This window comes from Bacillus cereus group sp. TH152-1LC (assembly GCF_027710505.1).
GTDB lineage: Bacteria > Bacillota > Bacilli > Bacillales > Bacillaceae_G > Bacillus_A > Bacillus_A mobilis.
The window spans coordinates 77261-99777 of record NZ_JAQFNK010000019.1 but is presented as its reverse complement, the minus strand read 5'-3'; the positions used below and the strand labels follow the sequence as shown (position 1 = coordinate 99777).

Genomic DNA, 22517 nt, shown 5'->3' with positions numbered 1-22517 from the left:
TTCAGCGATGTGTTTTTTTGTTCTGAATGATACACCAAAGAACTTAGAAGAATAGTTGTGTAATTTATTTAATACAGTCAATTGAGTTTTATTTAACTGATCTACGAATTTTTCTTTGTATGCACGAACAGTCTTGTTTAATTCATCGACTGTTCTAAATGTTGCTAGGTTTTCGTATGTTTCATTACTTGCAATAATTGTAATTCCTTGTTTCTTTTCCATAACGGTTTGTCTCCTTTTTGGAAACAAAAAAGCAACGTCACCAATTTGGTAAACGTTGCTTAATAGACCCTACATGATGTAAAATAACTCATGAGAGTATAGCAAGTGTTTACCTGGTCAGCTCAGGTGGACGGTATATAGAGTGTTCGTAGCACTTTATATACACGCTGTGCTCTTTTGTTTTTGTAGATTTTGCACGCTGAAATAATTTTGCATGAATTTTGCACGATTACTTCTAAAAATCTAAAGGAGCCTTGATATAAAAGGGGTATTTTACTATTAGTTCAAATCCCTCTGGGCGCGTCAAAAAGTCCTAACTTACGTTTTGTAGGTTAGGACTTTTTTTATTTCCCTCTTGTTATATCTGATAATAAGATTTACTATTAGTACTTGATAATAATTTTTCGGCTTATTATTTTCTTTCAATATTATTCAAATTTCGGTTGTAAGTTGTAAATCTCATTAATACATATAAGTTAATAATATTTTGGAATGGGTGTCTGCGTGAGGATTCTCCTTTTACCAAACTTATTGTACAATAGAAACAAGGGGGAGATTAGTTTGAAGGCAAGTCTTTTACAAGAACAAAGCTTACGTTTGGCAATGACACAAGAGTTAAGGCAAGCGATTACAATGCTCCAGTATAATGTACAAGAATTATCGGAGTTTTTGTATGAGCAATCGTTAGAGAATCCCCTTATTGAGTTAGGTGGTTTTGAGAGGGAGAAGAAAAAGAGCTCTAACAACAGTAAAAGTACCAGCAAACAAGTCGAGAATCAGATGGAGATCTACAGTGTGGATTCTACAACGATTCAGCAACATTTATTAAATCAAATACAGTATTATAAAATAGATGAAGAAGAGCGAAAAGTAGCTTCTTTCATTATTATGAACATGGATGGAAATGGGTATTTACAAGAAACGAACGAAGAGTTAGCGGATCTCCTTTCCGCACCGATTCATGTAGTCGACCGCTCTGTAGAGCTTGTCCAATCGCTCGAGCCAGCAGGGGTAGGAGCACGTAATATTCAGGAATGTCTAACCTTACAATTGAAGCGCTTACAAAGACGGAATGGATTAGCGGAAGAGGTTATAGAGGATCACTTCGCTTATTTCGTGAAGAAGGATTGGCGAAAGCTCGTTCAAGTGTTGAAGTGTAGTAATGAAGAATTGCAATCGGCGGTGAACTGTATTACGTCCCTGCAGCCGAAACCAGGTCTTGCGTTTTCTTCTGATAAACCACTTTACATTGTGCCTGATATGGCGGTGAAAAAAGATGGTGATCGTCTCGTTTTACAAATGAATGAGAGAAATATGCCGAGAATTGAAATTCATTCTGAGTATAGTGCACTTCTGAATGATAGTGAAAGTGAAGTAGCATCTTACGTATCAGAAAAGTATCAGCATGTGCAGTGGATTATGCGCAGTTTAAAACAGAGAAAACAAACGCTTCTGCAAGTGATGACCATTATTATGGAAAAACAACATGATTTCTTCTGGGACGGTCCAGAACATTTAAAGCCACTTGCTTTAAAAGAGGTAGCGGAAGAGTTAAGTGTGCATGAGTCTACAATTAGTCGTGCAACGCGAAATAAATATGTGCAAACACCACACGGTTTATTTGAGATGAAATCGTTCTTTAGTAATGCTGTTTCTACTACTGAAGATGAAGCAGTTTCTACAAAGCGTGTGAAACGGTTTATTCAAACGCTTGTTGAAGCGGAAAATAAGAAAAAGCCACTTTCAGATCAAAAGATTTCAAAATTATTAGAAGAAGAGCATGAAATCGTTATTTCTAGAAGAACAGTGGCGAAGTATAGAGAACAAATGCATATTCCAGCGTCGTCATTACGAAAAACGATCGGATAGGTGAAGAAGATGGAAGTTGTACTGTATACAAAAAAAGATTGCGGCCTTTGCGTGCAGGCGAAACAAGTTTTGCAGGAAGTGCAATGTGAATATTCTTTTCAAATTGAGGAAATAGATATATATGAAGATAATGACCTTTTAGAAAAATATCATCTAATGATTCCGGTTGTAGAAATAGGCGGAAAACAGGTGGAATATGGTAACATTCACAAAGGTGTCATAATAAACTATATAAAGAATGCAGTTAAGAGTTGAATAAGTTTCTATCTCCTGTTACAATAATACACGTAGCAGGGATTATTTTTTTAACCTATGTGGGACACAAAATGTCACTACGGGACGTAAAGTGACCACGAGGAAAAATGAACCAATGTAGTGAGGAGAAAAGATATGCGCTCATGGATTCAGAACACAAAAAAATTATTACCTGATCTGCTACCTGTTATGCAAACGAGAATGCAAATTCTTCAATACATTAGGCTCATGCAGCCGATTGGAAGAAGAAACTTGTCAGCGAGTCTCGGTATGACAGAACGAGTATTGCGAAGTGAAGTTCAAGTTTTGAAAGAACAAAACTTAGTTCACGTCGCTTCTTCTGGAATGACTTTGACAGAAGAAGGAACAGCTTTAGTTCTTGCTTTGGAAGACTTTATGAAAGAAATTTCCGGGTTAAAGGTTTTAGAAAAGCAACTTAAGGAAACATTAGACTTGGATGAAGTTTTCGTTGTCCCTGGTGATAGTGATGAATCGCCTTGGGTCAAACTGGAGATGGGCCGTGCTTGTGTGACTTGTATAAAAGACCGTCTGACAGCGAATAATATCGTTGCTGTGGCTGGAGGAACTACGCTAGCTGCTGCTGCGGACATGATGCAGCTTGATTGCAAAGATTTACATATGCTATTTGTCCCAGCACGTGGTGGAATTGGAGAAGGCGTCGAATTAGAAGCCAATACCATTTGTGCCAAGATGGCGCAAAATACGATGAGTAATTATCGCTTATTGTATGTTCCAGACCATGTTAGTAGCGAAGCATATGCGTCTATTGTGACAGAGCCTTCCGTGAAAGAAGTTCTTGAGTTGATTCGATCTTCCAATATCGTCATTCATGGAATAGGTGATGCGTTAACAATGGCACGTCGCAGAAATACTTCAGAAGCAGATTGGTTAAAGATTCAAGCAAGCGAAGCAGTAGGCGAAGCTTTCGGTTACTACTTTAATGAACAAGGAAATGTTGTTCATAAAGTAAGAACAGTTGGTATGCAACTTGAGGATTTACAACATGTATCTCACGTTGTTGCAGTCGCTGGAGGTTCTTCAAAGGCAAAGGCAATACAGGCTGTAATTAAACAAGGGCACACTTCAATTCTAATTACAGATGAAGGTGCAGCAAAACAGTTAACAAAGGGTATTACCCTTTAATATAATCCCCCAAGGAGGAAATTCAAATGACTAAAATTGGTATTAATGGATTTGGACGTATCGGACGTAACGTATTCCGCGCAGCTCTTAACAACTCTGAGGTAGAAGTAGTAGCAATCAACGACTTAACAGATGCTAAAACATTAGCTCACCTTTTAAAATATGACACAGTTCACGGAACTTTAAATGCAGAAGTATCTGCTAACGAAAACAGCATCGTTGTTAACGGTAAAGAAATTAAAGTTATCGCTGAGCGCGACCCAGCTCAATTACCATGGAGCGACTACGGAGTAGAAGTAGTAGTAGAATCTACTGGCCGTTTCACTAAAAAATCAGACGCTGAAAAACACTTAGGTGGATCAGTTAAGAAAGTTATCATCTCAGCTCCAGCTTCTGACGAAGATATCACTGTAGTTATGGGTGTTAACCACGAACAATACGATGCAGCTAACCACAACGTAGTATCTAATGCTTCTTGTACTACAAACTGTCTAGCTCCATTCGCTAAAGTATTAAACGAAAAATTCGGCGTAAAACGCGGAATGATGACAACAATTCACTCTTACACTAACGACCAACAAATCTTAGACTTACCACACAAAGATTTACGTCGTGCTCGTGCAGCAGCTGAAAACATGATCCCAACTTCTACTGGTGCAGCTAAAGCTGTAGCATTAGTATTACCAGAACTTAAAGGTAAATTAAACGGTGGCGCTGTACGTGTTCCAACTGCTAACGTTTCTCTTGTTGACTTAGTTGTTGAACTTGACAAAGAAGTAACAGTTGAAGATGTAAACGCAGCATTCAAAGCAGCAGCTGAAGGCGAATTAAAAGGTATCCTTGGATACAGCGAAGAGCCATTAGTATCTATCGACTATAACGGATGTACTGCTTCTTCTACAATCGATGCATTATCTACAATGGTAATGGAAGGTAACATGGTTAAAGTACTTTCTTGGTACGATAACGAAACTGGTTACTCTAACCGCGTAGTAGACCTAGCAGCATACATGACTTCTAAAGGTCTTTAATTCTTAATTATATAAGTAATAAATGACAAAACGAGGGAGAGGGTTTGTTCCCTCTCTCTCTTCTTTCGTTTTAAAAGCAAATGTGTTAAGCTTTTGAGTGGGTTTTGTCAATCCTAACTAGTAGTCGGAGGGAAATCCAATGAACAAAAAATCAATTCGTGACGTAGATTTAAAAGGTAAGCGTGTATTTTGCCGCGTTGATTTCAACGTACCTATGAAAGAAGGCAAAATTACAGATGAAACTCGTATCCGTGCAGCTCTTCCTACAATTCAATATTTAGTAGAGCAAGGTGCGAAAGTTATTTTAGCAAGTCATTTAGGCCGTCCAAAAGGTCAAGCAGTAGAAGAATTACGTCTTACTCCAGTAGCAGCACGTTTAGGCGAGCTTCTTGGTAAAGATGTTAAAAAAGCAGACGAAGCATTCGGACCAGTTGCACAAGAAATGGTTGCAGCAATGAACGAAGGCGACGTATTAGTTCTTGAAAACGTACGTTTCTATGCGGGCGAAGAAAAGAACGATGCAGAACTTGCGAAAGAATTTGCAGCACTTGCTGATATCTTCGTAAACGATGCATTCGGTGCAGCTCACCGTGCTCACGCTTCTACAGCAGGAATCGCAGACTACCTACCAGCAGTATCTGGTCTATTAATGGAAAAAGAGTTAGATGTACTTGGAAAAGCACTTTCTAATCCAGAACGTCCATTCACAGCTATCATCGGTGGTGCGAAAGTAAAAGATAAAATCGGTGTAATTCGTCATCTATTAGACAAAGTAGATAACTTAATCATCGGTGGCGGACTTGCTTACACATTCGTTAAAGCTTTAGGTCATGAAATTGGTCTATCTCTATGTGAAGACGACAAGATCGAACTAGCTAAAGAATTTATGCAACTTGCAAAAGAAAAAGGCGTAAACTTCTACATGCCAGTTGATGTTGTAATCACAGAGGAATTCTCTGAAACTGCAACAACTCAAATCGTAGGTATCGACTCTATCCCTTCTACTTGGGAAGGCGTGGACATCGGTCCTAAAACACGTGAAATTTATGCAGATGTAATTAAAAATTCTAAGCTTGTTGTATGGAATGGACCAATGGGTGTATTCGAAATGACTCCATTCGCAGAAGGTACAAAAGCAGTAGGACAAGCATTAGCAGATGCAGAAGATACATACTCTGTTATCGGCGGTGGTGACTCTGCAGCAGCTGTTGAAAAATTCGGTATGGCTGATAAAATGAGCCACATTTCTACTGGCGGCGGTGCGTCATTAGAATTCATGGAAGGTAAAGAGCTTCCAGGTGTAGTTTGTCTTAACGACAAATAAGTAGCAGCCAAAGAAAAAGGACGGTGCAAAGCATGCGTAAACCAATTATCGCAGGTAACTGGAAAATGAATAAAACTCTATCTGAAGCAGTTAGCTTCGTAGAGGAAGTTAAAGGTCAAATCCCAGCAGCTTCAGCTGTTGATGCAGTAGTTTGCTCTCCAGCTCTATTCTTAGAGCGTTTAGTAGCAGCGACTGAAGGAACTGACTTACAAGTAGGTGCACAAAATATGCACTTCGAAAAAAATGGTGCATTCACTGGCGAAATTAGCCCAGTAGCACTTAGCGACTTAAAAGTAGGCTACGTAGTACTTGGCCACTCTGAGCGTCGTGAAATGTTTGCTGAAACAGACGAGTCAGTAAACAAAAAGACTCTTGCAGCATTTGAACATGGTTTAACACCAATCGTATGTTGTGGTGAGACTTTAGAAGAGCGCGAAAGCGGAAAAACATTTGATCTAGTAGCAGGTCAAGTGACAAAAGCACTTGCAGGTTTAACAGAAGAGCAAGTTAAAGCAACTGTTATCGCTTATGAGCCAATCTGGGCTATCGGTACAGGTAAATCTTCTTCTTCTGCAGATGCAAACGAAGTATGTGCGCACATCCGTAAAGTTGTTGCAGAAGCTGTTTCTCCAGAAGCTGCAGAAGCTGTTCGTATTCAATACGGCGGTAGCGTAAAACCAGAAAACATTAAAGAGTATATGGCACAATCTGACATCGACGGCGCTTTAGTTGGCGGTGCTAGCTTAGAGCCTGCTTCGTTCTTAGGTCTTCTGGGGGCGGTAAAATGAGAAAGCCAACAGCTTTAATCATTCTTGATGGTTTCGGACTACGTGAAGAAACTCACGGGAATGCTGTAGCACAAGCTAAGAAACCTAATTTTGATGGTTACTGGAACAAATTCCCTCACACAACGCTTACAGCTTGTGGCGAGGAAGTGGGTCTTCCAGAAGGTCAAATGGGTAACTCTGAGGTTGGTCACTTAAATATCGGTGCTGGCCGCATTGTATATCAAAGCTTAACACGCGTAAACGTTGCAATTCGTGAAGGCGAGTTCGATCAGAACGAAACGTTCCAAAATGCAATTAAAAGCGTAAAAGAAAAAGGTACTGCTCTTCATTTATTCGGTTTACTTTCTGATGGTGGTGTGCACAGTCACATGAACCATATGTTTGCTCTTCTTCGCTTAGCAGCAAAAGAAGGCGTGGAGAAAGTTTATATCCATGCATTCCTAGATGGCCGCGATGTTGGACCACAAACAGCAAAAGGTTATATCGATGCAACAAATGAAGTGATTAAAGAAACAGGAGTAGGACAATTCGCGACTATCTCTGGTCGTTATTACTCTATGGACCGTGACAAGCGTTGGGATCGCGTAGAAAAATGTTACAGTGCTATGGTGAATGGTGAAGGCCCTACTTATAAATCAGCAGAAGAGTGTGTAGAAGACTCTTATGCAAATGGTATCTACGATGAATTCGTATTGCCGTCTGTAATTGTTAACGAAGATAACACGCCAGTTGCAACAATCAATGATGATGATGCAGTTATCTTCTATAACTTCCGTCCAGACCGTGCAATTCAAATTGCTCGTGTATTTACAAACGAAGACTTCCGTGAGTTCGATCGTGGTGAAAAAGTACCTCGCATTCCTGAATTCGTTTGTATGACACATTTCAGTGAAACTGTAGATGGTTACGTGGCATTCAAGCCAATGAACCTTGATAACACATTAGGTGAAGTTGTTGCGCAAGCGGGATTAAAGCAACTTCGCATCGCGGAAACTGAAAAGTATCCGCACGTTACATTCTTCTTTAGCGGTGGTCGTGAGGCTGAATTCCCAGGAGAAGAGCGTATCTTAATTAACTCACCGAAGGTTGCAACGTATGACTTGAAACCTGAAATGAGCATTTACGAAGTAACGGACGCTTTAGTAAATGAAATCGAAAATGATAAACATGATGTTATCATTCTTAACTTTGCGAACTGTGATATGGTTGGCCATTCTGGGATGATGGAACCAACAATTAAAGCAGTAGAAGCAACTGACGAATGTTTAGGAAAAGTTGTAGAAGCGATTCTTGCAAAAGATGGTGTAGCACTTATTACTGCTGACCATGGTAATGCTGATCAGGAGTTAACTGCTGATGGTGGACCAATGACAGCTCATACAACTAACCCGGTTCCTTTCATCGTTACAAAAAATGACGTAGAGCTTCGTGAAGGTGGTATTTTAGGAGATATTGCCCCAACAATGCTTACACTTTTAAATGTGGAACAACCGAAAGAAATGACAGGTAAAACAATTATTAAATAATTTGCTTATATAAAAAGGAGAGAATTTATTATGTCAACAATTATTGATGTTTATGCTCGCGAAGTCCTTGACTCTCGTGGTAACCCAACTGTAGAAGTAGAAGTTTACACAGAAAGCGGCGCTTTCGGACGCGCTATCGTACCAAGTGGTGCATCTACTGGTGAGCACGAAGCAGTAGAATTACGTGACGGTGACAAATCTCGTTACCTTGGTAAAGGTGTTATTAACGCAGTAAACAACGTTAACGAAGCAATCGCTCCAGAAATCGTTGGTTTCGATGTAACTGACCAAGCTGGTATCGACCGTGCTATGATCGAATTAGATGGCACTCCAAACAAAGGTAAACTAGGCGCTAACGCTATCCTTGGTGTATCTATGGCAGTAGCTCACGCAGCAGCTGACTTCGTAGGTCTTCCATTATACCGTTACCTTGGTGGATTCAATGCAAAACAATTACCAACTCCAATGATGAACATCATCAACGGTGGTTCTCACGCTGATAACAACGTAGACTTCCAAGAGTTCATGATCTTACCAGTTGGTGCTCCAACATTCAAAGAATCAATCCGTATGGGTGCTGAAGTATTCCATGCACTTAAAGCTGTATTACATGACAAAGGTCTTAACACTGCAGTAGGTGACGAAGGTGGATTCGCTCCAAACCTTGGTTCTAACCGTGAAGCATTAGAAGTAATCATCGAAGCTATCGAAAAAGCTGGTTACAAAGCTGGCGAGAACGTATTCTTAGGAATGGACGTTGCTTCTTCTGAGTTCTACAACAAAGAAACTGGTAAATATGACCTTGCAGGCGAAGGCCGTACTGGCTTAACTTCTGCAGAAATGGTTGATTTCTACGAAGAGCTTTGCAAAGACTTCCCAATCATCTCTATCGAAGATGGTTTAGACGAAAACGACTGGGATGGTCACAAATTATTAACTGAGCGTATCGGTGATAAAGTACAATTAGTTGGTGACGACTTATTCGTAACTAACACACAAAAACTTGCTGAAGGTATCGAAAAAGGTATCTCTAACTCAATCTTAATTAAAGTTAACCAAATCGGTACTTTAACTGAGACTTTCGAAGCTATCGAAATGGCTAAACGTGCTGGTTACACAGCAGTTGTATCTCACCGTTCTGGTGAAACTGAAGATGCTACAATCGCTGACATCGCAGTTGCAACTAACGCTGGCCAAATCAAAACTGGTTCTATGAGCCGTACTGACCGTATTGCTAAGTACAACCAATTATTACGCATCGAAGACGAACTAGGCGAAATCGCTGTTTACGATGGTATCAAATCTTTCTACAACATCAAACGATAATTGTAGAAAATAACGACAGACCGTGAGAAATCACGGTCTGTTTTTTTATGCTTAAAATTGCTCATCCGTCATAAGTGACATGAAATGTTTAAAGAAACGGTTATAATCAAAATCAATTGCAATTTGATGACTCGGCCAATCGGTAAATGGTTTAGATTCTCCTAAAGAGCGAAATTCTCCAATGCTTGCTCCTTGTGCATAGGATTCCGTCATGACAACGATAGGTGATTTGTGATACGTAAACATAGAGTTATCAAGTAAAGCGAGTATTGGCATTGTGTCATGAAAGGGGCTTCCTTTTAAATCTGGTAAGGCATTTTTATAATATCCGTAGTAATAATGATCAAATAACGGTTTGACAAGTGGGGCTTTTCCTTTTGCTTCGATGTATTCAGCCATTTCTGGTGTAATGACGGAATATTGAGTGACGTTTAACGGGTATATATACATGTTAGCTGTGGATTGAAGGACTATATTAGCGGCAGTAGGATCGCCATAAAAGTTTGCTTCGGAAATAGGTGTAACATTACCAGGATGTAAAAAGGCACCGCCCATTACATAGTAAGATTTAATTTGCTTCATTAGCTGTTTACATAGGATGAATAAAATGGCGAGTGAGGTAAGTCTTCCTAAACTTACAATGATTAATTCATCTTTATGTTGCTCAATAAGAGGGATAACTTCAAAAAAATTCTCCATTTCTCCGTTAGTGACATTCTCCTTTGGAATAATTGGCCCGAGCCCTTGTTTCCCGTGTACATTCGTAAAGAAAGCAGGAGGGGCACCAGTAAGCGGTTGTTCTGAACCACCAAATACTTTAATATTTCTATTTTTTGTTTCGTGCTTAAGAAAATGAGCATTTTGTACGGCCATTTCTTTTGGAACATTGCCGTAATCAGCAACAATGCCGATGATTTCTATTTCATTGATAAAGAATGCTAAGAGGAGGGCCATCGCATCATCAATCCCAGGATCACAAAAAATAAGAACTTTTTTGGGCATATGTTCACCACCTATCTTATTCATATATATGTAAGCTTAAGGATAAAAAGATTATTTTATTGAAATAACAACCTTATAAATTCAGAAAATAAAAACTTTTTATATTAGGTCAAGGTTTTTGACTTAATTTCTACGCAGAAATCCAGTCATATCAAGGTTGTAAGCGTCTAACATAGGCTGTTTTTGCTGTCAAGGTGATAAATTGCAGCTTTTTACAATTTATACTATGATAAAGATATTAAGAGAAGATCGTATAAACATGAGGGATGATGAACATGAAATTTACAAAGATTCTTGTCCAAATTGCTGCTCTTTACGTCTTTTATATGGTTGGAACTTGGGTGCAAGAAATGTTAAATATCCCCATTCCAGGAAGTTTGATTGGGATGTTCCTCTTACTTGTTTTACTTAGCCTAAAAGTTCTTCCAGTGAAATGGTTCGATTTAGGAGCAGAAACACTCGTTGCTATTATGCCGTTTTTATTAATTCCGCCAACGCTTGGCCTAATGAATTACGGTGCTTTTTTTATGAGTAAAGGAATTTCTCTTTTCATTACAATTGTAGCGAGTACATTTTTAATTATTATTGTCGCAGGACATACAGGACAATATCTTGCGAATAGAAAGGAAAGAGAGTCGCGATGAGCCAAATATTAATCGGAATTGGTTGGGTTCTTTTTACGGTGCTATTATACCAATTATCTAAAAAAATCTATAAATTATTTCCAACACCATTCACCATTCCAATGCTTGTAGCAACAGGATTAATGGCTTTCTTATTTATCATGCTTGATATACCATATCAACATTATATGGAAAGTGGTGGCGGCTGGATTGCCAAACTGCTCGGACCCGGTGTTGTAGCATTTGCAATTCCTCTTTATAAACAACGTCACGTTCTTCAAAAGTATGTTGTACCGATTGCTGGTGGCGTATTAGTAGGTACAACAGTTGCCATTGCGAGTGATTTTGCCATTGCAACACTTATGGGAACGGATAAAAGCTTAATTTTATCTTCTTTACCAAAATCGGTGACAATGCCAGTTGCAATGAGTGTTTCAGAGCAAGTTGGTGGTGTACCGTCATTAACAGCAGCTTTTGTTGTTATCGCAGGTATTACTGGAACGATTACCGGCCCGCTTTTATTAAAATGGAGCCGCGTTACAAACTCAGTTGGTAAAGGTATCGGATTTGGATGTGCTTCTCATATTATGGGTGTCATGAGAGCGATGAAAAATAATGAACATGAAGGTGTTATTGGATCGGTAACAATGACATTAACAGCAATTTTGACATGTTTGCTCGGGCCGTTATTTGCAATGATGTTTATGTAATAGAAGAAAAGCGAGAGCGACTCTATAGCTCTCGCTTTTCTATAGAATTTATGCTACAGTTAAAATAACTGAATCTTTGTAGGAGGTACGCCAAGTGCATACGTTATTATCCGTTTTACTTATTATTGTATCGATTTTAATGATTGTTATGGTACTTATGCAGTCTAGTAATAGCTCAGGCCTTTCAGGTGCAATTTCAGGCGGTGCAGAGCAATTATTTGGTAAGCAAAAAGCACGTGGAATTGAAGCAGTATTAAACCGTATTACAATTGTTTTAGCCGTTCTATTCTTCGTATTAACAATTGCTGTTACGTACTTAAATTTATAGAATTGAAAGAAGAAGCGTTAGTAAGTTGTACTAATGGTTCTTCTTTTTTTATTTTGCCATTTGAAAGATGTTTCTAATTAGATTATAGAAATATAAATATGGTACACTAAGATATAGAAAGAATACGACTAGATTACAGAAGAGAAAGAGGAGAAGTACATGATGAAATTAGCATCTCCGAAACCATTTACATTTGAGGGTGGAGACCGCGCTGTTTTATTACTACATGGTTTCACAGGAAACTCAGCTGATGTACGTATGTTAGGGCGTTTCTTAGAAAAGAAAGGCTACACTTGTCATGCACCAATTTTTAAAGGGCACGGTGTACCACCAGAAGAGCTTGTTCATACAGGTCCTGAAGATTGGTGGCAAGACGTAATGGAGGCATATCAGCTTTTAAAAGATAAAGGCTTTGAGAAAATTGCTGTTGCTGGACTATCACTTGGCGGCGTATTTTCTTTAAAATTAGGTTATACAGTACCGGTTTTAGGTGTAGTACCAATGTGTGCACCAATGTATATTAAGAGTGAAGAAACGATGTACCAAGGTATATTGGCATACGCCCGCGAATATAAAAAACGTGAGCAAAAATCACCAGAGCAAATCGAACAAGAAATGTTGGAATTCCAACAGACACCGATGAATACATTAAAAGCATTACAACAATTAATTGCTGACGTACGTAACAATGTGGATATGATTTATGCACCAACATTTGTTGTACAAGCACGTCATGATGAAATGATTAATACAGATAGTGCTAACATTATTTATAACGGTGTAGAATCTACGTTAAAAGAAATTAAATGGTATGAAGACTCTACGCATGTCATTACACTTGATAAGCAACGTGACGAGCTACATGAGGATGTATATAACTTCTTGGAGCAACTAGATTGGTAAGATCTAGTTGCCTCTTTTTTTCATAAGGGAATTTTTTATGGAAGCTGTAAAAAAATCATTGGGAGATGATTGAAGTTTCGCTTTATACATCCCCCATCTTTCGGATACACTAAATAATATAAGGGTTTAAAGGAGGTATTTCTGCTTGGAAGAAATCATACAAGAACATATTGATAAGTTGTTATTATTTATGAGAGAAGAAGCGTATAAACCGCTAACGATACAAGAGTTAGAAGAGGCATTTGGAATTGAAGGTTCTGAGGGCTTTAAAGATTTTGTAAAGGCACTTGTAACGATGGAAGAGAAGGGACTTGTTATTCGTACACGTAGCAACCGTTACGGTCTTCCTGAAAAGATGAATTTAGTACGTGGTAAGTTAATTGGTCATGCACGTGGCTTTGCATTCGTTGTACCAGACGAGAAGAAAACGGGAGACGATGATCTTTTTATCCCGCCTACAGAGTTAAACGGTGCACTTCATGGCGATACAGTATTAGCACGTGTTAGCGCACAATCAAGTGGATCACGCCAAGAAGGTTCAATTGTACGTATTTTAGAGCGCGGCACGAAAGAACTAGTTGGTACATACACAGAATCGAAAAACTTTGGATTTGTTATACCTGACAATAAGCGCTGGACGAGTGATATCTTTATCTTGAAAAGTGCATCAATGGGAGCTGTAGAAGGCCATAAAGTAGTTGTAAAAATTACGAGCTATCCAGAGAACCGTTTAAGTGCAGAAGGTGAAGTAATTCAAATTCTAGGTCATAAAAATGATCCAGGAGTAGATATTTTATCTGTCATTCATAAACATCATTTACCTTTAGCATTCCCTGAAGAAGTGATGGAGCATGCGAACAGTGTACCAGAAACGATTTCAGAAGAAGATTTAAAAGATCGTCGTGACCTGCGTGACCAAATGATCGTAACGATTGACGGTGCAGACGCGAAAGATTTAGATGACGCTGTTACAGTAACGAAGCTTGAGAACGGTAATTACAAGCTTGGCGTTCATATTGCGGATGTAAGTCATTACGTTCAAGAAGGTTCGCCAATTGATGTAGAAGCAGCGGAAAGAGCGACGAGTGTATATCTTGTTGACCGTGTAATTCCGATGATTCCGCATCGTCTATCTAACGGTATTTGTTCGTTAAACCCGAAAGTAGACCGTCTGACGTTATCTTGTGAAATGGAAATCAACAACTTAGGTGACGTTGTAAAGCACGAGATTTTCCAAAGTGTGATTAAAACGACAGAGCGTATGACGTATGCTGACGTAAGAAGCATTTTAGAAGATGAGGACGAAGATTTAATCAAACGCTATGAGCCGCTCGTACCGATGTTTAAAGAGATGGGGCAATTAGCGCAAATTCTACGCGAAAAACGTATGCGCCGCGGTGCAATCGACTTTGACTTTAAAGAAGCGAAAGTATTAGTAGATGAAGAAGGAAAACCGACAGATGTTGTCATGCGTGATCGTTCTGTATCAGAGAAGTTAATTGAAGAATTTATGCTTGTTGCGAACGAAACAGTAGCAGAGCACTTCCACTGGATGAACGTACCATTCATGTACCGTGTCCATGAAGATCCGAAAGAAGATAAGCTGGAACGTTTCTTCGAGTTTGTAACGAACTTCGGATATGCAGTGAAAGGACGTGCGAATGAAATACATCCTCGTGCGCTCCAACAAATTCTTGAAATGGTTCAAGGACAGCCGGAAGAAGTAGTTATTTCAACAGTAATGCTTCGTTCAATGAAGCAAGCACGTTACGATGCGGATAGCTTAGGACATTTCGGTTTATCAACTGAGTTCTACACACATTTCACATCACCAATTCGTCGTTACCCAGATACGATCGTTCATAGATTAATTCGTGAATACATCATTAACGGTAAAGTCGACCATGAAACACAAGCAAAATGGCGCGAAAACTTACCTGAGATTGCAGAGCATTCTTCTAATATGGAACGCCGTGCTGTTGAAGCAGAACGTGAAACAGACGAAATGAAAAAAGCAGAGTATATGGTTGATAAGGTCGGCGAAGAGTATGACGGTATGATTAGCTCTGTAACAAACTTCGGTTTATTCGTAGAGCTTCCAAATACAATTGAAGGTCTTGTACACGTTAGCTACTTAACGGATGATTACTACCGTTATGACGAGAAACATTTCGCAATGATCGGAGAACGTACAGGTAACGTATTCCGCATCGGAGACGAAATTACAATTCGTGTTATTAACGTAAACAAAGACGAGCGTGCAATCGACTTTGAAATCGTTGGCATGAAAGGTACACCTCGTCGTAAGTTCAAAGATCGCCCAGTCGTTATCGAACAGCCAAGAACAGGCAGAAAGAAACGCGGTGGACGTAGCGAGCGCAGTAATGAGCGCGGCGGCGAACGTGGCACAGGTAGAAAATTTGACCGTGGTGGCAAAGGAAAAGGAACAGGCACAGGAAAAGGAAAAGGAAGAGGAAGAGGATCCGCTTCTGCGTCAGCATCCGCTAGCCAACCAGGGAAAAAAGATGGTAACGGCAAGAAGAAAAAAGCATTCTTCGAAAACGTACCAGGATTCAAGAAGAAAAAGAAAAAGCGTAAGTAAGAAAAGGAAAGCTTCGCTTTTACGAAAAGCGAGGCTTTTTTTTTTTTTATTAGTGGCTTGAGAGCGAGCCACTTTCGCTTTTCATGTAATCTAGCTACAGTGGCTAGAATGTTCGGCGGCTTCGTTTCTTCCAAGGGAGGCAAAGAGCGCCTCAAGGTCAGAAGCTCCATCCACCTCACATTCTGAGCGAGCCACTTTCGCTTTTTAATGTAATCCAGCTACAGTGGCTAGAATCCATTGGCCATTTCACGCCCTCGGACGAAGCAAAAAGCGCTTCTCTGTCGGGAGTTCCAATGTCCAAAGATTCTGAGTGAGCCACTTTCGCTTTTTTATAACATTTGTTACAATAGTAAAAATAGAGGAGGGACGTTATATGCCAAAGGGTACAGGTAAGGTTATTGCACAAAATAAAAAAGCTTTTCATGATTATTTCATCGAAGAAACATACGAAGCAGGGCTTGTCCTTCAAGGAACGGAAATTAAGTCGATTCGTGCTGGACGCGTGAACTTGAAAGATGCATTTGCTCGTGTACATAATGGTGAAGTATGGGTTCATAATATGCATATTAGTACATATGAGCAAGGGAATCGTTTCAACCATGATCCACTTCGTACGAGAAAGTTACTTCTTCATAAAAAAGAAATTGAGAAGTTAACGGGTGCTTCAAAAGAAACAGGCTATGCATTAGTTCCAGTTAGAATTTATTTGAAAAACGGATTCGCGAAAATGGCACTTGGTTTAGCGAAAGGTAAAAAGCAATATGATAAGCGTAACGATTTAAAAGAGAAAGAAGCAAAACGTGAAATTGCACGCGCGTTCCGTGATCGTCAAAAGATGTAATACAGATATTTACATTTGTAAAACGGCGCGCGTATGATATAATAACTTATGTAAGATTGTTGCACATTGAAAAACAGCTCTTAGTAGCTATCACGAAATTTCTTCGTATGCTCCATTTTTATCATGGGGACGTTACGGATTCGACAGGGATAGTTCGAGCTTAGGTTGCGAGTCGAGGGGATCGGCCTCGTTAAAACGTCAAAGCCTATAATTGGCAAACAAAACAATCTTTCTTTAGCTGCTTAATTGCACTAAAGGTTCCTCCCTCCATCGTCCATGTGGTAGGGTAAGGGACTCAAACTAAGTGGACTACGCCGGAGTTCGCCGTCTGAGGGCGAAGGAAGAGAACAATCAGACTAGCAACTTGGAAGCCTGTCGATAGGCCGAAGAGTTCGCGAAATGCTAATATATCGACTACACTCGTAGAAGCTTAAGTGCCGATATTTTTGGACGTGGGTTCGACTCCCACCGTCTCCACCAATACATAACTGTTTGGTGGTTTTTTATTTTGTATGATATGAACCATAACTTTGCCAGATTGGCGAGGTTATGGTTCTTTTTGTTTTGTAGTTTTATAAAATACTTAAGTTGATGGGGCGGTACCCTTGAAACTTAAACTGAAGGAATAGTTATTACTGATAAGTAGGTAGATACTATAGCTGCTCTTAATAATTAAATAATATGTATTTAAATCTTCATATCTTTTGTGTTTCTATTCATATCTATTGTAAGATTATATAGAGTTCTCCTAATAAGCTGTTATAATGGCTTTTTTAGGGATTCCATATTTATAAATTTCGAAATATTTTTTCGAGATAATTTTTTATCTAACTAAGTTATATTGAAGTAGAGGTGAACCATCGGTGAGGCAGGTGTTAGTAATTAAGAATGAACGGTCTTTAGCGAAGAAAATCGTAAGCGGTTTAAAGAAAGAAGGCTGTTTTATTTTAAAACTTCACAATGAAAACCAAGGTTTAAATATAGTATATGAACAATATTGGGATATTATCATATTAGATTGGGATTCATTAAGTGTATCCGGACCAGAAATTTGTAGACAAATACGACTTGTTAAAACGACACCAATCATTATTGTGACTGATAACATTTCTAGCAAGGATTGCATAGCGGGGTTACAGGCAGGAGCAGATGATTATATTAGAAAACCATTTGTGAAAGAAGAATTAGTAGCAAGAGTTCAAGCTATTTTAAGAAGAAGTGACTATAATCAGCAAAATGAGATAAACTTTTTTCAGTTTAAAGATCTCTTTGTTGATGCATCTAGCAATATTGTGAAAAAAGATGGTAAAAATCTCTCGCTTACGAAGCGTGAGTACGATTTACTTGTATTTTTAATCAAGAATAAAAATACAATATTGAGTCGTGAAATGCTTTTGAATCAGGTTTGGGGATATAACGTAGTAGTAAATCCAAATGTAGTAGACTTATATATTGGGTATGTAAGAAAAAAGTTAAAGTGCGAGAAGAAAGACAGATATATTCAAACAATACATGGCAGAGGCTATTCAATGGTTGATTGATAAAAATAAGATAATAAAATAGTTTCTGTGAAATATGAAAAGAAGGAAACTCTAAAAAGAAGATTGCTATCAGGAAATGGGCATTTTTTTGCAGTAGAAACCATGGTTTATAAGGTGCTAATCTATTGGTTAGTACGTGTGGGAGATGAATCTGGTGTGCATTAGTTGAGACCGTATCTAATTTGTTTTTAATTTTATTAACTCACACCATTCACAAGATTTTCACAGAATTAATGACTATACTTATTTACAGGATGTTCAAATGAAAATGATTATCAATAGCAATTTAGATACATGAAATTTATTATCTAATTCAATCTATGGACGTCATCATTTTCGAACTAAATTACATAATAAGGAGTATACGTATGAAAAAAACTATGCTTTTAAAATTAGTAAGTATTCTAGCAATTTTCACTTTAATGTTAGTAGCTTGCTCAGATTCAGGTAAGGAAACTTCGAAAGCTAATAAAGGTGATAGTAGTGATAAGCCAAAAACGGTTGAAATCACTGATGCTCATGGAACTGTTAAAGTCCCTGTAAATCCAAAGAATGTAGTTGCTTTAGATAATAGAACTTTTGAAACTTTAGCTGATTGGGGAATTAAATTAGCGGCTGCTCCAAAGGATATCATGCCTGCGGATTCAGCATATAAAAAAGATGATTCAGTTAAAAATATCGGGAATCACCGCGAACCAAATCTTGAAATTATTGCAGCGGCAAACCCTGAACTTGTAATCGTTGGTCAAAGATTTGCTGATCATTACGAAGAAATCAAAAAATTAGTGCCAAAAGCAGCTGTTATTGATCTTAATTTTGATGTTTCTGAGAAGGCTACTAAGCCTGGAGAAAACTTAGTAAAAGGACTTAAAGATTCTACAACTACTTTAGGGAAAATCTTTGCTAAAGATAAAGAAGCTAAACAATTAGTAGCTGATTTTGATAAATCTATTGAAAAAGCAAAATCTGCTTATAACGGAAAAGATAAAGTTATGAGTGTTATCGTTACTGGTGGGAATATTGGTTTTGCTGCTCCACATTCTGGTCGTGTTTGGGGACCAATGTATGAAATTTTCGGTTGGACTCCAGCATTAGAAGTTTCGAATTCTACTGCAGGTCATAAAGGTGATGACGTTTCTGTTGAAGCTATCGCACAAACAAATCCTGATTGGCTTTTCGTATTAGATCGTGATGCTGCAACATCTGATGCAGCTAAGTCAGCTCCTGCTCAGGATGTTATTTCTAAATCACCAGCTCTTCAAAATACAACTGCTGTTTCTAAAAAACAAGTTATTTATGCACCAGCAGATACTTACACAAATGAATCAATTCAGACTTATGTAGAGTTATTTGGAAATATTGCAAAAACTTTAGCTAAGTAGTGTAAAGGGGTACGAAACAGTGTCAAAAAATATGATTTCTAGGGTTGAGAATATTTCTCAACCCCAGTTTTATAATCACAATAAAATATGGACAAAACCTTTTATAATAGCGGTTATAGTTGTTATAATTTTAGGGGTTATATCACTGTTTACCGGAGTTTATGATATTCGTGGGCAAGAGGACGGAATGGAGATGTTTTTCATTACTCGTGTTCCGAGAACGGTTGCATTAATGCTTACTGGAGCTGCAATGGCGATGGCAGGACTCGTAATGCAACTCATTACACAGAATCGCTTTGTTGAACCTACTACAACGGGAACGATTGAATGGTCAGGCTTAGGCCTGCTTTTTGTATATTTATTATTTCCTGCCCCAACTTTAGTTCAAAGAATGACTGGCGCAATCATTTTTTCTTTTATAGGAACTATGATTTTCTTTTTATTTTTAAGAAGAGTTAAACTTCGTTCTTCTTTAATTGTCCCGATTATTGGATTGATGCTTGGAGCAGTTATTTCTGCAGTGTCTACGTTTATGGGACTTCTTTTTCAAATGACGCAAAGTATTGAAACTTGGTTCGTAGGTTCATTTGCTACTGTTCAGGTAGGAAGATATGAATATTTATGGCTGATTGTTATCGTTACTTTGTTTATTTTTATGTATGCTAATAGATTGACTTTAGCTGGACTAGGGGAAGATGTCGCAACAAGCCTTGGCGTTAATTACAATAGAATTGTTCTTTTTGGGACTGGTCTTATCTCTGTTGCTGTTGGAATTGTTGCAGCTGTTATTGGAAATTTACCTTTCTTAGGATTAATTGTTCCAAACATTGTTTCCATGTTTAGAGGCGATGATCTTAGGAGTAATTTACCTTGGGTATGTGTGATCGGAATGGGGACAATAACTGCCTGTGACATCATTTCTCGAACAATTATAAAGCCGTTTGAATTACCTGTTTCTTTAATACTTGCAACAGTGGGAGCGGTCGTGTTTATTACTATTCTATTGAGACGAAGAAAACCAAGGAGGCTGCGATGATCACATTAGATTATAGAAATAAAGAAAATGTCGAAGTCGATTCTAGCCTTCATAATGAAAGTAGATCAGCTAGTGCTTTTCGTTCTAAGAAGGAAGCAAGACGTTATTGGATTGTACTGACAACATTGATTGCTTTAGGTCTCCTTTCTTCATATGGACTTTTAGTTTATAACAATCCAGTTCCGATAGATTCACCTTCTTTTATCCCAGTTGTTAAGAGAAGAATAGTAGCTATTGTTGCGATGATTATTGCTGCAGTTTGCCATAGCTTATCGACAGTTGCTTTCCAATCCATTACGAATAATAAGATTATTACTCCTTCACTTTTAGGTTTCGAATCACTGTATTCAGCAATTCAAACGAGTACAATATTCTTCTTTGGTGCTAGTGCATTAATAAACTTTAATGGAATTGGCTCATTTTTATTTCAAGTTGTTGTGATGGTCTTGATGAGTTTGATACTTTATGGATGGTTACTTTCCGGTAAATACGGGAATTTACAACTTATGCTTTTAGTTGGAATTATTATTGGTACTGGGCTAAACTCTGTGTCAACTTTTATGAGAAAACTACTTGCGCCTTCAGAATTTGATATTTTACAAGCGAGATTATTTGGTTCTGTTAATCATGCAGACCCTGCATATTTTCCTGTTGTAATTCCTATGATCATAATTGTAGCGGTATTAATTTTTACTCATTCTAAGAAGTTGAATGTTTTGTCATTAGGAAAGGATGTTGCTACTTCTTTTGGGGTTAAATATCAACCTAGTGTAATTTATACGCTTGTGTTAGTTGCTATTTTGATGTCTATCTCAACAGCTCTAATTGGGCCACTTACGTTCTACGGCTTTTTAGTAGCAACTTTGAGTTATCAGGCGGCGTCAACTTATGATCATAGATATATTTTCCCAATGGCGTTTGCTATAGGATTTTTAATAATGACGAGTGCATACTTTTTAATGTATCATGTATTCCATGCTCAAGGTGTAGTTTCAGTTATTATTGAATTATTTGGTGGAATCATATTCTTAACTATAGTTTTAAGGAAGAGGGCTTTATGATAAAAATCGATAATGTTAAAAAGTTCTATACTGATAAGGTGAAAATAGGACCTTTGGATATTGAAATACCAAAAGCAGGCTTTACTTCTTTAATTGGACCAAATGGCGCTGGAAAGTCTACGACACTTTTGATGATTGGAAGACTTTTAGATATGGATGAAGGTCAAATTCAAGTAGCGAATATGGATGTTTCTGAATCCAAATCAAAAGACTTAGCAAAAATTTTGACTATATTGCGACAAGAAAATCATTTTGTGACGAGGCTTACTGTTAGACAATTAGTTGGATTTGGGCGCTTTCCTTATTCAAAGGGAAGATTAACTAAAGAAGATGAGGTTATCATTTCTAAATATATCGATTTCTTAGATTTAACTAGTTTAGAGAATAGATATTTAGATGAGCTTTCTGGTGGTCAAAGACAAAGGGCATATGTAGCGATGGTATTGTGCCAAGAGACTGAGTATGTACTTTTAGACGAACCTCTGAACAATCTGGATGTTGCTCGTTCTGTTCAAATGATGGAACATTTGAGACGTGCAGCTAATGAATTCGGAAGAACAATTTTGACTGTTATGCATGACATAAATTTTGCAGCAAAATACTCTGATAAAATTTGTGCTATGAAAGATGGACAAATTGCTGCTTTTGGAACAGTAGAAGAGGTTATGGACCCAAAAATTTTGACAGATATTTTTGAAACAAAAATAGAAATTCTCGATGGTCCTTATGGTCCAATCGCTGTTTATTAATTACAAAATGAGTATGAAAAAAGCTACTGTTTATATTTTATAGGCAGCAGCTTTTTTTATGCGATTGCCGATGATAGCTCTGTCCCACAAGTATTTCATTACTCCCGGTCCTGCGATGATTCCGACAATAAACTTGTAAATTACCCATAAAATGCAAAGGAATGCTTCGATTTTTCAAGTATCTACCAAACGGAAAATTTATTTCTGTATAACCTTTTATAAGGAGTCAGCTTG

The 22517-nt window shown here is 38.1% G+C and carries 20 protein-coding genes, 1 other RNA gene and 1 pseudogene; 20 read left to right on the top strand and 2 right to left on the bottom strand.

Features of this window, described 5'->3' with window-relative positions:
- Window positions 1-222, bottom strand: a pseudogene (locus PDL00_RS27700) (helix-turn-helix domain-containing protein); the annotation flags it as partial.
- A 561-nt stretch (window positions 223-783) separates the two neighbouring features.
- Here PDL00_RS27700 and rpoN point away from each other — a divergent pair.
- The 8 genes from rpoN to eno all read left to right on the top strand — a co-directional run bounded on the left by rpoN (window position 784) and on the right by eno (window position 9505).
- Window positions 784-2091, top strand: coding sequence for an RNA polymerase factor sigma-54 (gene rpoN / locus PDL00_RS27695; RefSeq protein WP_242255307.1), 1308 nt, complete (start codon window positions 784-786; stop codon window positions 2089-2091).
- A gap of 9 nt (window positions 2092-2100) precedes the next feature.
- Window positions 2101-2346 carry a glutaredoxin family protein gene (locus tag PDL00_RS27690; RefSeq protein ID WP_063263114.1) on the top strand — a complete coding sequence of 82 codons (246 nt, stop codon included), beginning with the start codon at window positions 2101-2103 and terminating at the stop codon, window positions 2344-2346.
- A 135-nt stretch (window positions 2347-2481) separates the two neighbouring features.
- Entirely contained in the window at window positions 2482-3510 is a 1029-nt protein-coding gene (gene cggR, locus PDL00_RS27685; RefSeq protein ID WP_001258183.1) for a gapA transcriptional regulator CggR, read from the top strand.
- A gap of 26 nt (window positions 3511-3536) precedes the next feature.
- Entirely contained in the window at window positions 3537-4541 is a 1005-nt protein-coding gene (gene gap / locus PDL00_RS27680; protein WP_000161234.1) for a type I glyceraldehyde-3-phosphate dehydrogenase, read from the top strand.
- Between the two features lie 139 nt (window positions 4542-4680).
- The gene (locus tag PDL00_RS27675) at window positions 4681-5865 is read left to right on the top strand and encodes a phosphoglycerate kinase (protein WP_001036333.1); all 1185 of its coding nucleotides are present in this window, start codon (window positions 4681-4683) and stop codon (window positions 5863-5865) included.
- A 32-nt stretch (window positions 5866-5897) separates the two neighbouring features.
- Window positions 5898-6653, top strand: a complete 756-nt coding sequence (tpiA, locus tag PDL00_RS27670) for a triose-phosphate isomerase (RefSeq protein WP_001231042.1) — start codon at window positions 5898-5900, stop codon at window positions 6651-6653.
- A complete protein-coding gene (gene gpmI, locus PDL00_RS27665) occupies window positions 6650-8179 on the top strand; it encodes a 2,3-bisphosphoglycerate-independent phosphoglycerate mutase (protein ID WP_242254678.1) in 1530 nt (509 codons plus the stop codon). Before tpiA ends, gpmI begins: the two co-directional genes overlap by 4 nt.
- Window positions 8180-8209: 30 nt before the next feature.
- Complete coding sequence (gene eno / locus PDL00_RS27660) at window positions 8210-9505, top strand: phosphopyruvate hydratase (RefSeq protein WP_242254676.1); 1296 nt, start codon at window positions 8210-8212, stop codon at window positions 9503-9505.
- A 51-nt stretch (window positions 9506-9556) separates the two neighbouring features.
- Here the strand turns inward: eno and PDL00_RS27655 are convergent, their stop codons facing one another.
- Window positions 9557-10507 (bottom strand): nucleoside hydrolase, encoded by a 951-nt coding sequence (locus PDL00_RS27655; RefSeq protein WP_242254674.1) that lies wholly within the window; start codon window positions 10505-10507, stop codon window positions 9557-9559.
- A gap of 275 nt (window positions 10508-10782) precedes the next feature.
- On the opposite strand from PDL00_RS27655, the gene PDL00_RS27650 reads away from it, so the two are divergent.
- The 12 genes from PDL00_RS27650 (at window position 10783) to PDL00_RS27595 (ending at window position 22283) form a co-directional block, all read left to right on the top strand.
- Window positions 10783-11151: a CidA/LrgA family holin-like protein gene (locus PDL00_RS27650; protein WP_000673220.1), complete on the top strand. Its 369-nt coding sequence runs from the start codon at window positions 10783-10785 to the stop codon at window positions 11149-11151.
- Window positions 11148-11840, top strand: a complete 693-nt coding sequence (locus PDL00_RS27645) for an LrgB family protein (RefSeq protein ID WP_097817368.1) — start codon at window positions 11148-11150, stop codon at window positions 11838-11840. Before PDL00_RS27650 ends, PDL00_RS27645 begins: the two co-directional genes overlap by 4 nt.
- A 94-nt stretch (window positions 11841-11934) precedes the next feature.
- Complete coding sequence (secG, locus tag PDL00_RS27640; protein WP_000557263.1) at window positions 11935-12168, top strand: preprotein translocase subunit SecG; 234 nt, start codon at window positions 11935-11937, stop codon at window positions 12166-12168.
- Between the two features lie 162 nt (window positions 12169-12330).
- Window positions 12331-13071: a carboxylesterase gene (estA, locus tag PDL00_RS27635; RefSeq protein ID WP_170956838.1), complete on the top strand. Its 741-nt coding sequence runs from the start codon at window positions 12331-12333 to the stop codon at window positions 13069-13071.
- Between the two features lie 145 nt (window positions 13072-13216).
- Window positions 13217-15673 (top strand): ribonuclease R, encoded by a 2457-nt coding sequence (rnr, locus tag PDL00_RS27630; protein ID WP_270732545.1) that lies wholly within the window; start codon window positions 13217-13219, stop codon window positions 15671-15673.
- A 373-nt stretch (window positions 15674-16046) separates the two neighbouring features.
- The gene (gene smpB, locus PDL00_RS27625) at window positions 16047-16514 is read left to right on the top strand and encodes an SsrA-binding protein (protein ID WP_001123922.1); all 468 of its coding nucleotides are present in this window, start codon (window positions 16047-16049) and stop codon (window positions 16512-16514) included.
- 125 nt (window positions 16515-16639) lie between these two features.
- Window positions 16640-16994, top strand: a transfer-messenger RNA (tmRNA) gene (ssrA, locus tag PDL00_RS27620).
- Between the two features lie 383 nt (window positions 16995-17377).
- On the top strand, window positions 17378-18055 hold the full coding sequence (locus PDL00_RS27615) for a response regulator transcription factor (protein WP_270732543.1): 678 nt from the start codon (window positions 17378-17380) through the stop codon (window positions 18053-18055).
- Window positions 18056-18423: 368 nt separating this feature from the next.
- Window positions 18424-19437 carry a siderophore ABC transporter substrate-binding protein gene (locus tag PDL00_RS27610; RefSeq protein ID WP_242254653.1) on the top strand — a complete coding sequence of 338 codons (1014 nt, stop codon included), beginning with the start codon at window positions 18424-18426 and terminating at the stop codon, window positions 19435-19437.
- Between the two features lie 19 nt (window positions 19438-19456).
- A complete protein-coding gene (locus PDL00_RS27605; protein ID WP_097809432.1) occupies window positions 19457-20473 on the top strand; it encodes an ABC transporter permease in 1017 nt (338 codons plus the stop codon).
- Window positions 20470-21534: an iron chelate uptake ABC transporter family permease subunit gene (locus tag PDL00_RS27600; protein WP_242254650.1), complete on the top strand. Its 1065-nt coding sequence runs from the start codon at window positions 20470-20472 to the stop codon at window positions 21532-21534. The genes PDL00_RS27605 and PDL00_RS27600 overlap by 4 nt, the downstream gene beginning before the upstream one ends.
- Entirely contained in the window at window positions 21531-22283 is a 753-nt protein-coding gene (locus PDL00_RS27595; RefSeq protein WP_016130831.1) for an iron ABC transporter ATP-binding protein, read from the top strand. The genes PDL00_RS27600 and PDL00_RS27595 overlap by 4 nt, the downstream gene beginning before the upstream one ends.
- Window positions 22284-22517 lie beyond the last annotated feature (234 nt).

Coding starts and splice junctions, on each gene's coding strand:
- PDL00_RS27690 (WP_063263114.1), top strand. CDS start 2,101: ATGGAAGTTGTACTGTATACAAAAAAAGATTGCGGCCTTTGCGTGCAG.
- cggR (WP_001258183.1), top strand. CDS start 2,482: ATGCGCTCATGGATTCAGAACACAAAAAAATTATTACCTGATCTGCTA.
- gap (WP_000161234.1), top strand. CDS start 3,537: ATGACTAAAATTGGTATTAATGGATTTGGACGTATCGGACGTAACGTA.
- PDL00_RS27675 (WP_001036333.1), top strand. CDS start 4,681: ATGAACAAAAAATCAATTCGTGACGTAGATTTAAAAGGTAAGCGTGTA.
- tpiA (WP_001231042.1), top strand. CDS start 5,898: ATGCGTAAACCAATTATCGCAGGTAACTGGAAAATGAATAAAACTCTA.
- gpmI (WP_242254678.1), top strand. CDS start 6,650: ATGAGAAAGCCAACAGCTTTAATCATTCTTGATGGTTTCGGACTACGT.
- eno (WP_242254676.1), top strand. CDS start 8,210: ATGTCAACAATTATTGATGTTTATGCTCGCGAAGTCCTTGACTCTCGT.
- PDL00_RS27655 (WP_242254674.1), bottom strand. CDS start 10,507: ATGCCCAAAAAAGTTCTTATTTTTTGTGATCCTGGGATTGATGATGCG.
- PDL00_RS27650 (WP_000673220.1), top strand. CDS start 10,783: ATGAAATTTACAAAGATTCTTGTCCAAATTGCTGCTCTTTACGTCTTT.
- PDL00_RS27645 (WP_097817368.1), top strand. CDS start 11,148: ATGAGCCAAATATTAATCGGAATTGGTTGGGTTCTTTTTACGGTGCTA.
- estA (WP_170956838.1), top strand. CDS start 12,331: ATGAAATTAGCATCTCCGAAACCATTTACATTTGAGGGTGGAGACCGC.
- smpB (WP_001123922.1), top strand. CDS start 16,047: ATGCCAAAGGGTACAGGTAAGGTTATTGCACAAAATAAAAAAGCTTTT.
- PDL00_RS27610 (WP_242254653.1), top strand. CDS start 18,424: ATGAAAAAAACTATGCTTTTAAAATTAGTAAGTATTCTAGCAATTTTC.
- PDL00_RS27600 (WP_242254650.1), top strand. CDS start 20,470: ATGATCACATTAGATTATAGAAATAAAGAAAATGTCGAAGTCGATTCT.
- PDL00_RS27595 (WP_016130831.1), top strand. CDS start 21,531: ATGATAAAAATCGATAATGTTAAAAAGTTCTATACTGATAAGGTGAAA.